This window comes from Streptomyces sp. V4I23, assembly GCF_030817975.1.
GTDB lineage: Bacteria > Actinomycetota > Actinomycetes > Streptomycetales > Streptomycetaceae > Streptomyces.
Window position 1 is genome coordinate 1,590,436 of sequence record NZ_JAUSZW010000004.1, and the last position, 13,771, is coordinate 1,604,206.

General features: G+C 71.7%; 11 protein-coding genes and 1 pseudogene. 6 read left to right on the forward strand and 6 right to left on the reverse strand.

The genetic code is table 11. The features are described 5' to 3' along the window. Positions 1-11: 11 nt before the first annotated feature. The gene (locus tag QFZ82_RS09400; protein ID WP_307712720.1) at positions 12-329 is read right to left on the reverse strand and encodes a hypothetical protein; all 318 of its coding nucleotides are present in this window, start codon (positions 327-329) and stop codon (positions 12-14) included. A 31-nt stretch (positions 330-360) separates the two neighbouring features. Between QFZ82_RS09400 and QFZ82_RS09405 the strand changes: the two genes are divergently transcribed. The 3 genes from QFZ82_RS09405 (at position 361) to QFZ82_RS09415 (ending at position 3,930) form a co-directional block, all read left to right on the forward strand. Beyond that, positions 361-582, forward strand: a complete 222-nt coding sequence (locus QFZ82_RS09405) for a hypothetical protein (protein ID WP_307712721.1) — start codon at positions 361-363, stop codon at positions 580-582. Positions 583-704: 122 nt separating this feature from the next. Beyond that, the gene (locus QFZ82_RS09410; protein WP_307711945.1) at positions 705-2,081 is read left to right on the forward strand and encodes an IS1380 family transposase; all 1,377 of its coding nucleotides are present in this window, start codon (positions 705-707) and stop codon (positions 2,079-2,081) included. Between the two features lie 358 nt (positions 2,082-2,439). Beyond that, positions 2,440-3,930, forward strand: coding sequence for a carboxylesterase/lipase family protein (locus tag QFZ82_RS09415; protein ID WP_307712722.1), 1,491 nt, complete (start codon positions 2,440-2,442; stop codon positions 3,928-3,930). A 568-nt stretch (positions 3,931-4,498) separates the two neighbouring features. Here the strand turns inward: QFZ82_RS09415 and QFZ82_RS09420 are convergent. After that, the gene (locus QFZ82_RS09420) at positions 4,499-6,664 is read right to left on the reverse strand and encodes a hypothetical protein (RefSeq protein WP_307712723.1); all 2,166 of its coding nucleotides are present in this window, start codon (positions 6,662-6,664) and stop codon (positions 4,499-4,501) included. A 158-nt stretch (positions 6,665-6,822) separates the two neighbouring features. Between QFZ82_RS09420 and QFZ82_RS09425 the strand changes: the two genes are divergently transcribed. From QFZ82_RS09425 to QFZ82_RS09435, 3 genes are all read left to right on the forward strand, one after another. Next, complete coding sequence (locus tag QFZ82_RS09425; RefSeq protein ID WP_307712724.1) at positions 6,823-7,449, forward strand: TIGR03086 family metal-binding protein; 627 nt, start codon at positions 6,823-6,825, stop codon at positions 7,447-7,449. 100 nt (positions 7,450-7,549) lie between these two features. Next, on the forward strand, positions 7,550-8,206 hold the full coding sequence (locus tag QFZ82_RS09430; RefSeq protein ID WP_307712725.1) for an exonuclease: 657 nt from the start codon (positions 7,550-7,552) through the stop codon (positions 8,204-8,206). A gap of 143 nt (positions 8,207-8,349) precedes the next feature. Beyond that, on the forward strand, positions 8,350-9,207 hold the full coding sequence (locus tag QFZ82_RS09435) for a chitosanase (RefSeq protein WP_373429260.1): 858 nt from the start codon (positions 8,350-8,352) through the stop codon (positions 9,205-9,207). 72 nt (positions 9,208-9,279) lie between these two features. On the opposite strand, the gene QFZ82_RS09440 is transcribed toward QFZ82_RS09435, so the two are convergent. From QFZ82_RS09440 to pucL, 4 genes and pseudogenes are all read right to left on the reverse strand, one after another. Continuing rightward, positions 9,280-10,707 carry a nucleobase:cation symporter-2 family protein gene (locus QFZ82_RS09440; RefSeq protein ID WP_307717673.1) on the reverse strand — a complete coding sequence of 476 codons (1,428 nt, stop codon included), beginning with the start codon at positions 10,705-10,707 and terminating at the stop codon, positions 9,280-9,282. A 248-nt stretch (positions 10,708-10,955) separates the two neighbouring features. Next, the gene (locus tag QFZ82_RS09445) at positions 10,956-12,356 is read right to left on the reverse strand and encodes an 8-oxoguanine deaminase (protein WP_307712726.1); all 1,401 of its coding nucleotides are present in this window, start codon (positions 12,354-12,356) and stop codon (positions 10,956-10,958) included. A gap of 62 nt (positions 12,357-12,418) precedes the next feature. Continuing rightward, a pseudogene (locus tag QFZ82_RS09450) lies at positions 12,419-12,721 on the reverse strand (purine permease); the annotation flags it as partial. 123 nt (positions 12,722-12,844) lie between these two features. Continuing rightward, complete coding sequence (gene pucL, locus QFZ82_RS09455; protein ID WP_307712727.1) at positions 12,845-13,768, reverse strand: factor-independent urate hydroxylase; 924 nt, start codon at positions 13,766-13,768, stop codon at positions 12,845-12,847. Positions 13,769-13,771: the final 3 nt, after the last annotated feature.

Here is a 13,771-nt window from a genome sequence, read left to right on the forward strand (position 1 = left end):
CGCCTCCTGCGTTACCTGCTGATCTGGCTGTCGTGCACCGCGGCCAGCGTCACGGCTGTCATGATCACGATCCACTTCGTGGTGGGCTCCACCCGCCCGACCGCGCCGGTGGCGCAGTCGGCGCCGAAGGACTTCGCGGCCGCTCCGCACGCCTCGGCGTCCGCGCGCCCGAGCCCGTCGCCGAAGCCCAGGCCGAAGCCGACCCGCACGGCGACGCCGAGTCCTTCCCCGACGACGGTGAAGCCGCGCCCGGTGACTCCGGCGCCCGCGTCCCGGACGACCACCGCGCCGCCGCCGACGGAACCGGCCGAGCCGTCCGGGGAGGACACGGGCGACTGGTGCGAGGAGGGCGGTTCGGGCGTGCACACGATCTCGTCGCGCGGCGGCAAGGCGACGGTGCGCTACGGCAGCGGCGGGGTGTGCCTCATATCGGCCGTGCCGAACCAGGGTTTCACCGCGAGTACGACGCAGAGCGCGCCCGAGACGCTGACGGTGACCTTCGACGCGACCGGGCACCGCTCGCAGATCACGGCCACGACGGAGCCCTCGGACCGGGCGAGCGTGCAGGAGACGTCCTACTAGCCTCGCGCTTTCATGAAGCCTGGTGTCCGACGGGTGGTCAGACAAACGAAAAGTGCCTCTGACCAGCAAGAATGAGGATTGTCGAGGTCCTTGTTCCTGCCAACGTCGGAGGCACTTCCCAGGTGAAGAAGCGTATCGGGTCCTACCCACGTGTCCGTGTCGAGGGTGGTGGCCGGGCGGTGGTCTCGCAGGCGGGAGGCGTCCTGCTGGTGGAGACGGCCCGTAAGACCGGGCTGGACCAGGCGATATCGGCGGCTCTGGCGCCGTGGTGCAAGTCGCGGGCGGTGCACGATCCGGGGAAGATTCTGCTGGATGTGGCCCTGGCGGTCGCGCTCGGCGGGGACTGTCTGGCCGATGTGGGCATGCTGCGGGCCGAGCCGGCCGTGTTCGGTCCGGTGGCCTCCGATCCCACCGTCTCCCGCCTCATCGATGTCCTCGCCTCGGCCGGGCCGAAGGCCCTGGCGGCGATCCGCTCCGCACGGGCCCATGTCCGCGACCGTGTCTGGAAGTTGGCCGGGGAAGCGGGACCGGATGCCGGCGGACAGGTGATCGTGGACATCGACGGGGTGCTCGTGCTGGCCCACTCCGAGAAACAGGACGCCGCCGCTACCTGGAAGAAGACGTTCGGACACCACCCGCTGATGGCCTTCGTCGACCACGGCCGAGGCGGCAGCGGGGAGCCGGTCGCGGGCTTGCTGCGGCCCGGCAACGCGGGCAGCAACACCGCCGTCGACCACATCACCACCGCCCAACTCGCCCTGGCCCAGCTGCCGAAGAAGTACCGGAGCGGGCGTCAGACACTGATCCGGACCGATTCCGGCGGCGGCACCCACGAGTTCGTGGCCTGGCTGGCCAGGCGCGGCAGGTGGCTGTCGTACTCGGTCGGCATGACCATCACCGAGCAGATCCACCACGCCGTCCTGAAGGTTCCCGCCTCGGCCTGGACCGCCGCCACCGAACCCGACGGAGAGATCCGTGACGGCGCCTGGGTCGCCGAGCTCGACGGCGACTGCCTCAAGGGCTGGCCGAAGGGAATGCGGCTGATCGTCCGCAAAGAACGTCCGCACCCCGGCGCCCAGTTGCGCTTCACCGACGCCGACGGACTGCGGCTGACCTGCTTCGCCACCAACACCACCGGCACGGCGATCGCCGCCCTCGAACTGCGCCACCGCCAGCGGGCGAGAGCCGAGGACCGCATTCGAGGAGCCCGTGCCACCGGCCTGCGCAACCTGCCCCTCCACGACACCGCGCAGAACCAGATCTGGCTGGAGATCGTCCAGCTCGCCCTGGACCTGCTCGCCTGGATGCCGATGCTCGCCCTGACCGGCCGGGCCCGGCTCTGGGAGCCCCGCCGCCTGCGGCTCCGCCTGTTCTCCGCCGCCGCCCAGCTCGTCACCACAGCCCGCCGCCGGCACCTGAAATTCGCGACGCACTGGCCCTGGACCGACGTGATCACCGACGCGATCGAACGACTGCAGGCCCTCCCGAACCCTGGCTGACCAGCAGCGACAACCCACCCCCACGACCAGAACCCGCACGCCGGAGCAGTGGAACCCGGCGCCCACCCGACGCGACAGCCGGGCCACTGGCCTGCCCGCACCCCACCCAACAAGCTGAAACGGCCCACCAGATGAACCGGCAAGCCGTCACGAAAGATCGAGGCTAGGGCCGGCGCAGGCGGTCCGGCATGAGCGGTGCAGCGCGGGCGACACGACGCCGGCGTGCTTTGCCCCCTCGATCGACAACACGGTTGCGTCAATCGCGGCGATCTTGGTGTTGGTGTCCGCTGCCGGTGCACGGGCATGCTGGCCGCCGGGGTCGCGGTCGGCGCGGCGGCGAGATCGTGGAGGTGCTTCGGTGGATGTCTTCCGGACGATGAGCGGGCCGGTACGGGGACGGCGCGTCGCGGACGGTGTGGTGGCGGTGCTCGGGGTGCCGTATGCCGCGCCGCCGTTCGGTGCCCGCCGGTTCCGGGAGCCTCAGGCCGTGGAGCCCTGGGTGGGGGTGCGGAAGTGTGTGCGCTTCGGGGCCGTCGCCCCGCAGTCGGCCGAGCTGCCGGGAGCGCCGTCGTGGTCGCCGGGCGACGAGGACATCCTGACGCTCAACGTCTGGGCACCGGTGGGCGCTTCCGCGCTGCCCGTGCTGGTGTGGATCCACGGCGGGGCGTACACCTTCGGGTCCTCGGCGCAGCCCGACTTCGACGGCACCGCCCTCGCCCGTGACGGCCGGCTGGTCGTGGTGACGGTCAACTACCGGCTCGGCTTCGAGGGCTTCGGGCACATCCCCCCGGCTCCCGACAACCGCGGCCTGCTCGACCAGGTCGCCGCGCTGCGCTGGGTACGGAAGAACATCGGCGCGTTCGGCGGCGACGCCGGCAACGTCACCGTGGCCGGGCAGTCCGCCGGAGCGACCTCCGTAGCCTGTCTGATGGCGATGGACCAGGCCCGGGGCCTGTTCCGGCGCGCGATCGCCCACAGTGCCGCGAGTCCCTGCTACTCCACCGTGCTCGCGCAGGAGATCACCGAGAGGGTCGCCGCCGCGGCGGGCGTGCCGCCGACGGCCGACGCCCTGGCCGCCGCCGCCCCGGAGGCGCTGGTAGCGGCCTCCGACGAGGTGGTCGACGGCTACCGTCGCGACCCGGCGTCGGGGCACCTCCACTACGACCCGGTGATCTACGGACCGGTCGCCGACGGTGTCGTCCTGCCCATGGAACCGCTGGCAGCGGTGGCGGCGGGTGCCGCACCGGACGTGGACCTGCTCGTGTGCCACACCACGCAGGAGTACTGGCTGATGGACGCCGTCGGCAGCAGTGCGAAGGTCACGACGGAGGACCGACTGCGGGAGTTCGCGGCCGACTTCGCACTGCCGGACGGCCTGGTGGCCGGATACCGGGAGCTCATGCCGGACGCCTCCGTGCTCGATGTCTACCTCTCCGTCTTCGGCGACCTGCTGTTCGCCGAGTACAGCAGCCGGCTCGGCGAGTCGCACGCGCAGGCAGGAGGGCGGGCGTTCATGTCCCGCTTCGACCGGCGGCGCACCGGCCCCCAGGGCGAGGTGAAGGCCTGGCACTGTGCCGACATACCCTTCGCGTTCGGCAATCCGGCCCTGCCCGCCGTCGAGTTCCTCATCGGCGGCCCGCCTTCCCCTGCGGATCACCGTCTGTCACGGCGCATGGTCGCGGCCTGGGCGGCGTTCGCCCGGTCCGGCGATCCCGGCTGGCGGCCTCTCGACGCGACCGGCGCAGGACCGGTCCACGTCTGGACGCCGGACGACGACCAGGCCCGTTCGCCGCTGCCGGACACACGGGCGCTGTGGCGGGGCATCGGCCATCTGCCGCTGCGGCCTTGAAACGAACGGGGGCGCGGCCTGCTGCAGCCCGCGAAGTACAGCCGGCGCTTCAGAGCTCGAGTGCCTTCGGCCAGAAATCCATCACGTACCGCTCCACCCCGTACGCGCCGCCCTCCGTGCGTGTTCACTCTCTCGACCTCCGCACGGCCGCTACACCCGACTCGGACCCTCCACATACCCGCCGAACCCAGGCGGATCAACTGCTGCGAGCGACCGAGAGTCGTCGTCCACACTGCGACATCGCCGGTGGTCGACTCGAAGTCAACCTCTCCCTGCTCGTCCCAGTCGGCCTTCTCCGCCTCCGGCTCGCCATCCCAGATGCGAACCGTCACCGCGGCCGTGTGGGTGTGCCCTGCGCTGAAGAGATCGAACCGGCGCACATGCCGGTTCAGGAACATCCCCCATTCGTAGTCGTGCCCGGATGGCACAGGTACCGCGCTGTCATCGGACTCCTGGAACCCGAACCCTCGGAACGCGACTTCGACATCCAACTGTTCCTGCCTCAACAACTCGGCCCATGAACGCGGACATGACGCCACGGTATCCGCAACTCCGTGGCGCCACGGGGTCAGCGGCGGCCGCGCCCGGCTGCCCGGTGTGCGGGCTTCAGGGCGTGCGCCGCGGCGTCCGACACCCGCTTGTCGGGGTGGTGGTCCCGCAGTGCGGTCAGGACGCGGTGGGCGGTGCCGGGGTCCTCGGCGGCGAGGGCCCGGATCAGGGCGGGAGCGCCTCCGGGCCAGGCGGCCGCCTCCTCGTCGAAGGAGGGGAGCAGGGTGGTGGGCGGGATCTCGTCCGGCCCGGGGACGCGGGCGCCGCCGTTCTCGTGCCGCTCCGCCACATGCGCGCGCATGTCGTCCGTCCACCGTGCGTCCAGCTCCTCCGCGAGCAGCGTCGCCCGGGCACTCGGCGGAACGCTCTCCCCGGGGACGTCCTCGCCGCGCGCGAGCAGGAGGCGGCGCGCCTCGGCGCCGGTCACCGGGTCGGTGAGCACGGCGCGCAGGGCCGCGTTCGGGATGCCGGCCCGGTCGAGGAGGGCGAAGCACTCGCGCACACGGGTCCCTTGGCGGTCGGCCGCCTTCGCCTCGGAGACCGCGGTGAGCAGCGGGACCCAGGCCGCGCCGCTCTCCTTGTCCGCGCCTTCCCGGCGGTCGGCCCAGGCGGCGAGCGTCCGTGCCGCGATGCGCGGGGGCCAGTTGCGGACCGCGGCGACGGTGTGCGCCGCGTCCCACCCGGCGACCGTGCCGGCGTCGGGCGCGGCGACCTGTCCCGCGGCCATCACGTGCCGCATGACCGCGCCGCCGAGCGGCGTCAGGCCGAAGGTGTCGCCCCGGCGGAACACGCAGCCGGTCTCGGCCAGGCGGTCGACGAGCGCGGCCAGGGGGCGGGCTGTGGCGTCGATCGCGTCGCGGTCGGCCTCGGTCCGGCCGGGCAGCCCGAGCAGCACCGACAGCTCCTCGGGGGACGGGGTCTCGTAGGCCGCCGGTGCGATGGCGGGGACCTGCGTCGGGGCGTCCTCCAGCTCGGGCGGGATCTCCGCGACGTCGGTGTCGGAGGCCTTGCGGGCCACCGAGTCCGGTGTGCTGCCGCGTTCGTAGAGGGAGTAGAGGATGTGGGCGCCGTCCAGGGACCAGTTGTCCTGCGGACCGCTCACGGTGGGCAGCATCTCGACCTGGGCGGCGAGGATGTCGGCGGCCAGCTCGACGAGCTCCTGCGGTGTGCCCTCGTCCCATACGGGGGTCGCGGGCCCGGGGAGGCCGCAGCGTTCGGAGATCTCCCGCCGTTCGTCGTCCAGGTCGCCGCCCGCGGCCAGGGCGGCGGGGAGCGGGGCGGCGTGCAGCAGGGCCCGGATGTCCCCGGGGGCGGGCACGCGGGCCGGGGGTGGCAGGGGGACCGACGACGCGCCGTAGTAGTCGAGGTGTTCGTCGAGCATGCGGTCCGCGAGTGCGGCGTGGGGCAGTGTCTCCGGGCTCGGCGCCAGGCCGGCGTGGGGCCCGGCGAGCGCCTCGGTCAGCCCGGCGGCGGTCCAGCGGCTGGTCAACGCGTCCGCGATGCGTTCCAGTTCGGCACCGAGCGCGTCGTCGGGCCGGTCGGCGTCGAGGGGCGGGGCCGGGAGCAGCGGACCGGCCGGAGAGGTCCCGGCGGTGTCCCGTGCGAAGGCCCCGAGCAGCGCCTCCGCGAGCCGTGCGCGGGTGGCGAAGGTGCGGCCGGCGATCTCGAAGCGGTGCAGCGGCTCGGGGAGCGCGGGCCGGTCGGCCCGCGGGGTGCGCTCGTTCGCGTCGAGCCAGGCCCGTACGGCGTGGGCGTCGTCCGGGTCCGTGCCGTCGGCCCTCAGGAGCGAGGCGTACCAGCGCGGCCACGTCAGGCCGGCGGGGTCGGCCATGGCGGCGCGGAAGCCGGGCACGGCGTCGTCGATCGCCGCGAGCAGCCGGGCGTGCCGCTTGGCGTTGAGACGGCCCGCCACGCGGACACGGTCCGCGAGCGCCGTCAGCACGGCCGGCACGGCGGCCAGCTCCTCGTCGGACGCCCACAGCAGCCCGGGCAGGTCCTCGTGGAGCACCTGGGCGACCAGCTGCGGTGTCGGTTCGGGCACGCCGCTCCTGCGGTCCGCGCCGCGCAGCGCGAGCAGGGTCAGCACCGCGTCCGCGGGGCGCGCGGGCAGGGCGGTGCCCCGCTCCCTGGCGGCCCAGGCGAGGAAGTCGTCGAGTCCGGTGTTCAGCGCAGTGGTACGAGTCACGCGGGGAGCGTATGAAACCGGGCAGGCCGTAGGCGGCTCCACCGGACGCGGGGTAGCCCGATCGAGCGAGCGACCGGCTCACCTGCGCCTCCTGCGGGGCGGACGGACTCCCCGGCGGTGCGCCGATGAGTTCCGGGGCCGCGGCCGGTCATCCCTGCATGACTGCCTCTGCCACACCTGCTGCCTCCGGGACGACACCCGTACCCGACCTCCGGTCCGCCGCCGACGGCATCGTGAGACTGCTCCCCCACATCGGCGACGAGAAGCTGGGCGACCCGACGCCGTGTCCCGCGTACGCCGTGCGGGAGATCCTGGCCCACATCCACGGGCTGGCCACGGCCTTCCGGGACGCCGCGCGCAAGGATCTCGGCCCGACCACCGCGGGCAGCCCGGACGACGAGCGTCCGGTGCTGGCCGACGACTGGCGCACCGCGATTCCGCAGCGCCTGGACGAGCTGGTCGAGGCCTGGAGGGGGCCGGACGCGTGGGAGGGCATGACCCAGGCCGGGGGCGTCACGCTGCCCGGGGCCGTGGCGGGCCGGGTCGCGCTGAACGAGCTCGTCATCCACGGCTGGGACCTGGCCCGCGCCACGGGCCTGCCGTACGCGCCCGACGAGGCGAGCATGGCCGTGTCGCGGGAGATGCTGACCCCGACGGGCGACGACGCGTTGCGGGAGGGCATCTTCGGTCCGGTGGTGGCGGTGCCGGACGGCGCACCGCTGCTGGACCGGATCGTGGGCCTGAGCGGCCGTCGCCCCGACTGGACGCCGGCGGACGCCCGCTGACCCCGTGCGGCAGGGTCCGGGCCCTGGCCCGGACCCTCCCGGCCTGCGGCTGCGCCGAAATCCGCGGGAGACGCCGGCCCGGCCCTGCCATGCTCCCTCCATGTCGCATACGTCACGCAGTTCACGCACGTCGCGCGCGTCGCGCCGTCCGGATCCGAAGCCCTCGCTCTACATCTCCGTCGACGTGGAGGCCGACGGCCCGATCCCGGGCCCGTACTCGATGATCAGCTTCGGCGCGGCCGTCGCGGGCCGTCAGGACGCGGACGGCTACGTGCCGGCCGATCCCGAGGCACGCACCTTCTACCGCGAACTGCGTCCCATCAGCGACGACTTCGTGCCCGAGGCCCTCGCTGTCAGCGGTCTTGACCGCGAGCGTCTGCTGCGCGAGGGCGGCGAACCGGAGGCGGTGATGGCCCAGTTCGCCGCCTGGGTGCGCGAGGCCGCTCGTGAGGCGGGTGCGCAGCCGGTGATGTGCGGGTATCCGGCGTCGTACGACTGGACGTTCCTCTACTGGTACCTGATCCGGTTCACCGGCGGGAGCCCGTTCGGCCACTCCGGCTGCCTGGACATGAAGACCCTGTACGCGACGAAGGCCCGCCTGCCGCTCCGTGCCGTGGCCAAGGGCACGATGCCGCCGGCGCTGCTGTCCGCGCGCCGGCACACCCACCACGCCCTGGACGACGCCGTCGAGCAGGCGGAGCTGTTCAGCAACCTCATGCTCTGGGAGCCGGAGACGAAAGCGGCGGAGGCTGACTGAGGCTCCTCCCGTCACCCGGACCTCCCACGCTCCGAACGATCGGCCGCAACCGGACCGCCCGCGGGGGTGTACGCGACCCGGTGCAGGCTGGTAGGAAAGTTTCCTAACAGAGCACTCCCCGGCGAACTCCCCCTGGAGGCACGGTGCCCACCCCCCACAAGCGCACCCGCAACCGGCTCGGACTCCTCCCACGCGTGGTACTCGGGGCGATTCTCGTCGCCCTTCCCGCCACCGCCGTCGCGGCGGTGGCCGCCGAACCGGAGCAGCACAGCAGTCCGGCGGCGGTGGCCGCCGTCGGTCTGGACGACCCGGCGAAGAAGGACATCGCCATGCGGATCGTCTCCAGTGCGGAGAACTCCTCGCTCGACTGGAAGGCCCAGTACACGTACATCGAGGACATCGGGGACGGCCGCGGCTACACCGCCGGCATCATCGGCTTCTGCTCCGGCACCGGGGACATGCTCGACCTCGTCGAGCTCTACACCCAGCGCAAACCCGGCAACGTACTGGCGAAGTACCTGCCCGCGCTGCGGAAGGTCGACGGCACCGACTCGCACGAGGGACTCGACCCGGGCTTCACCCGCGACTGGCGCAAGGCGGCCGAGGACCCGGCGTTCAAGAAGGCCCAGAACGACGAGCGCGACCGCGTGTACTTCGACCCGGCCGTGAAGCGGGGCAAGCAGGACGGCCTCGGTGTGCTCGGTCAGTTCGTCTACTACGACGCCATCGTGATGCACGGCGACGGCGGCGACAGCACGAGCTTCGGCAGCATCCGCAGGAAGGCGCTGGCGAAGGCCAGGCCACCGGCCCGGGGCGGCGACGAGAAGGCGTACCTGCACGCGTTCCTCGACGCCCGCGTCCGGGCGATGAAGCAGGAGGAGGCGCACGAGGACACCAGCCGCGTGGACACCGCGCAGCGGGTCTTCCTGAACAAGGGCAACCTCCGCCTGGACACGCCGCTGGACTGGAAGGTCTACGGCGACAGCTACCACATCGGCTGACGCCGCCCCCGAACGACGCGGCGGGCGGCCCGGGAACAGTCCCGGGCCGCCCGCCGCGTCGTGTCCGCGCGCTCAGTGCACGGCGGCCTGCGCCGGGACCTTGCCCGGCTCCGACGAGGCGTCCTCCGGCAACGTCTCCTTCTTACCCAGGTGGTTGAAGGCCAGGTTGAGCGCGATCGCCACGATGCACCCGGTGGAGATGCCCGAGTCCAGCACCACCAGCAGGTCCTTGGGGAAGGCGTGGTAGAACTCGGGCGCCGCGATCGGGATCAGCCCGACACCGACGGCGGCGGCCACGATCAGCGCGTTCTCGCCCTTCTCCAGGGCCGCCGTCGCCAGCGTCTGGATACCGCTCGACGCGACCGTGCCGAAGAGCACGATGCCCGCGCCGCCGAGAACCGGCAGCGGCACCAAGGCGATCACCGAGGCGGCCACCGGGCACAGGCCCAGCAGGATCAGGATGCCGCCGCCCGCGGCGACGACGAAGCGGCTGCGGACCTTCGTCATCGCGACGAGCCCGATGTTCTGGGCGAAGGCGCTGCACATGAAGCCGTTGAAGAGCGGGCTGATGGCCGAGCCGAGCGTGTCGGCGCGCAGGCCGCCCTCGATGGTGCGTTCGTCCGCGGGGCGTTCCACGATCCGGCCGAGCGCCAGCATGTCGGCGGTGGACTCGGTCATGCACACCAGCATCACGATGCACATGGAGACGATGGCGGCGATCTCGAACTGCGGTGCGCCGAAGTGGAACGGCGTCGGGAAGCCGACGAGGCCGGCGTCCTTGATGGCGTCGAGGTTCGTCATGCCGAGCGGCAGGGCGACGAGCGTGCCGACGACCAGGCCCAGCAGGATCGCGATCTGCTGGAGGAAGCCGCGCAGCAGTTTGCGCAGGGCCAGCACGACGACGAACGTGAGCGCCGCCATGCCGATGTTCTTCATCGAACCGTAGTCGTCGGCGGCGGGGTTGCCGCCCTGCGACCAGTTGAAGGCGACAGGCAGCAGCGAGACGCCGATCAGGGTGATGACCGTGCCGGTGACGACGGGCGGGAAGAAGCGGACGAGTTTCGAGAAGTACGGGGTCAGGACGAAGCCCAGGACGCTGGCGACGATGATCGCGCCGAAGATGACGGCGATCCCGTCGTATCCGCGGTCGCGGCCTATCGCGACCATCGGCGTCACACCGGCGAACGAGACGCCGTTGACGAACGGCAGCCGGGCGCCGACGCGCCAGAAGCCGAGCGTCTGCAGCAAGGTCGCGATTCCGGCGGTGAACAGACTCGCGCCCATGAGGAACGCGGTGTCCTTGGCGTCGAGGCCCACAGCGGGACCGACGATCATCGGCGGGGCCACCACACCCGCGTACATGGCGGCCACGTGCTGCAGCCCGGTGGTGAACATCTTGAACGGCGGAAGGGTCTCGTCGACCGGATGCTTCCGGTCTGGTGCCTCGGCGGTCGAGGTGTGCGCGGCCACGGCGGTGCCTCCGGTCGGGTAACACGTCATCGGGGACATGGGTGTCATGGAGGTGGTGCAGGTGATGCGGTCGTTGCTCTGATGCGGCGTGCACATACCGGATCGCCCAGACCGGTGGTGCGGAAGGTGACCGTGCCGGAACCTGTTGGCACGAGTCACCTTCGCCGAGGGGTACGCGCCTTTGTCGCGCGCACCCCCCGGCGAGGGCTGCCGTGGACCCCGCTCGGGTCCGCGGCCGCCGGCCGGGGGCCGTCCCCCCCGGCCGGACTTCCCTGGGGTCAGTCCTGCGCGGCGATCCGCGCGAGGCGCTGCGCCTCGTCCCGCGTGGTGCGGGCGATGGCGTCCTCGTCCACCGTGGTCAGGTGGCCGTTCTCGACGACGGTCCTGCCGTCGACGAGCGAGAGCGTGACGGGCGCCGCGGCGCCGAAGACGAGCGCGACGACCGGGTCGGCGATGGAGGAGTGCGCGAGCGTGTCGAGCTTCCACAGCACGAGGTCGGCGAGCTTTCCGGACTCCAGCGAACCGGTCTCGGTGGCGCGGCCGAGGACCTGGGCGCCGCCGTAGGTGCCGAGCCGCAGCGCCTGGCGGGCGTTGAGGGCGGCCTCGCGGTGGGCGCCGAGCCGGTTGATCAGCAGCGCGTTGCGCAGCTCGGTGTGGAGTTCGCCGGACTCGTTGGAAGCGGTGCCGTCGACACCGAGGCCGACCGGGACACCCGCCTTGAGCATGTCGGGGACGCGGGCGATGCCGGCGGCGAGGCGCGCGTTGGACGACGGGCAGTGCGCGACACCGGTCTTCGTGCGGGCGAAGGCCTCGATGTCGGAGTCGTTCATGTGGACGCAGTGCGCCATCCACACGTCCTCGCCGAGCCAGCCGGTCGACTCGAAGTAGTCGGTGGGGCCCATGCCGAAGAGCTCCTTGCAGAACTCCTCCTCCTCGACCGTCTCCGAGCCGTGGGTGTGCATGCGCACGCCCTTGCGGCGGGCCAGTTCGGCACCCTGGCGCAGCAGTTCGGTGGAGACGGAGAACGGGGAGCAGGGCGCGACGGCGATCTGCGTCATCGCGTCGAAGGAGGCGTCGTGGTGCTTGTCGATGGTCTCCTCGGTACCGGCGAGGGCGCCCTCGAGGGACTCGACGGCGAAGTCCGGCGGCAGGCCGCCGTCCGACTTCCCGCGGTCCATGGAGCCGCGGGCGAGGGTGAACCGTACGCCCATGTCGCGTGCGGCGCCGATGATCGCGCCGGACAGGTCGCCGGATCCCCGCGGGTAGACGTAGTGGTGGTCCATGGCGGTGGTGACGCCGCCGCGGGCCATCATCGCGAGCGAGCCCTGGGCGGCCGCGCGGACCATGGGCTCGTCGATGCGGGCCCAGGTCGGGTAGAGGGCGACCAGCCAGTTGAAGAGGTTGTGGTCGGTGGCCAGGCCCCGGGTGATCCACTGGTAGAAGTGGTGGTGGGTGTTGATCAGACCGGGCGTCGCGAGGTGACCGGTGCCGTCGACGCGGCGTACGACGTTCTCGAGGCCCTGGGGGGCGGGTCCCGCTCCTACCGACTCGATGCGGTTGCCGGCGACGACGATGTGCCCCGAGGCGTACTCGGTGTCACCGGCGTCGACCGTCGCGATCGCACAGTTCTCGACGACGATGCGCTCGACGGCGCTGTCGTGGGCTGCCGAAGGTGCCATGGTGCTTCCTTCTTCCGACGTGGCGGGTGGCGATGAGGGCACGGCAGGACCCTAGGAGGATTGAGTGCCACAGCCGGGCGGCTGCGGGTGCCGAGTTGGTGGAACAACAGGTTCAGCAGGACCGCGACGAGCGCTGCGGCGCTGATCCCGGAGCCGAGGACGGTCCGCGCCCGGGCGGGGAATTCGGCGTGGAAGGTGGGCGCGGCGAGCGGGACGATGCCGGCACCGCCGAGTGCGAGCATGCCGGCGCCGGACTCGGTCATCAGCGCGAGCATCACGATGCACAGGGAGAGGATCGCGGCGGGCTGGAACTCCGGGGCGCCGAAGGCGAAGGGGCTCGGCAGGGCGGCGACAGCCGCCGGACGAGGCCCTGTGCTCACCATGTGGGCACGGGAGCGTTCCTCAGTCTCCGGTACAAGCTGTGCCATGAGAGTCCTCCGGTCCGCCCCCGCCCCCGCCGGCCGCGGCGGGGGCGGATCGGTCCCGCGTCAGAGGTTGGTCATGTCGACCGGGATCTGCGGCTCGACGCCGTCCCGCAGGATGGTGGCCTCGATCAGGCCGTACGGGCGGTCCGCCGCGTAGTAGACCTCGTTGTCGTTCTTGAGACCGAACGGCTCGAGGTCGACCAGGAAGTGGTGCTTGTTCGGGAGCGAGAAGCGGACTTCGTCGATCTCGTTGCGGCTGTTGATGATGCGCGAGCCCATCTGGTACAGCGTCTGCTGCAGCGAGAGGGAGTACGTCTCGGCGAAGGCCTGGAGCATGTGCTTCTTGACCTGCTCGTAGGACTTCTCCCAGTTGGGCATCCTCTGCTCGTCGTCGGTCCAGTTGAACCGCCAGCGGCCGGAGACCTGGGTGGCCAGGATGCGGTCGTACGCCTCCTGGAGCGTCGTGTACTTGTCCTTGACGTAGCCCCAGAACTCGGAGTTCGTCGAGTTCATCACGATCAGGTCCTTGAGACCGGAGATGACCTGCCACGACGAACCGTCGTAGGTGATCTGCGTGACCCGGGTCTCCTGGCCCTTGCGGACGAAGGAGTGCTTGACCTCGTCGGAACCGATGAACTTCGAGTTGGCGTCGGACGCCTCGATGCGCTCCCAGGCGTACTCCTCGATCCGGATGCGCGCCCGGTGGATCGGCTCCTGGCTGGTCACGAAGTGACGGGCCAGGTGGATGCCGAACTGCTCGGCGGACTCGATGCCGTATTCCTTGGCGAACGCGTACACCGTGTTCTTGGTGGTGTCGGTCGGCAGGCAGTTGGCGTTCGAACCGGACAGGTGCACGTCGGACATGTCGCCGGAGAGGGCGACCGAGACGTTCAGGTCCTTGATGTGGTGGGTGTCGCCGTCCCGCGTGATCCTGACTACGCGGTTCTCTGCCTTGCCGTACTGATTCTGGCCGAGAATCGTGGGCATGTC

Excerpts from the sequence above, each read along its gene's own strand:
- QFZ82_RS09445 (WP_307712726.1), bottom strand. The coding sequence starts at position 12,356 with ATGGCACCTTCGGCAGCCCACGACAGCGCCGTCGAGCGCATCGTCGTC.
- pucL (WP_307712727.1), bottom strand. The coding sequence starts at position 13,768 with ATGCCCACGATTCTCGGCCAGAATCAGTACGGCAAGGCAGAGAACCGC.
- QFZ82_RS09440 (WP_307717673.1), bottom strand. The coding sequence starts at position 10,707 with ATGACGTGTTACCCGACCGGAGGCACCGCCGTGGCCGCGCACACCTCG.
- QFZ82_RS09430 (WP_307712725.1), top strand. The coding sequence starts at position 7,550 with ATGTCGCATACGTCACGCAGTTCACGCACGTCGCGCGCGTCGCGCCGT.
- QFZ82_RS09425 (WP_307712724.1), top strand. The coding sequence starts at position 6,823 with ATGACTGCCTCTGCCACACCTGCTGCCTCCGGGACGACACCCGTACCC.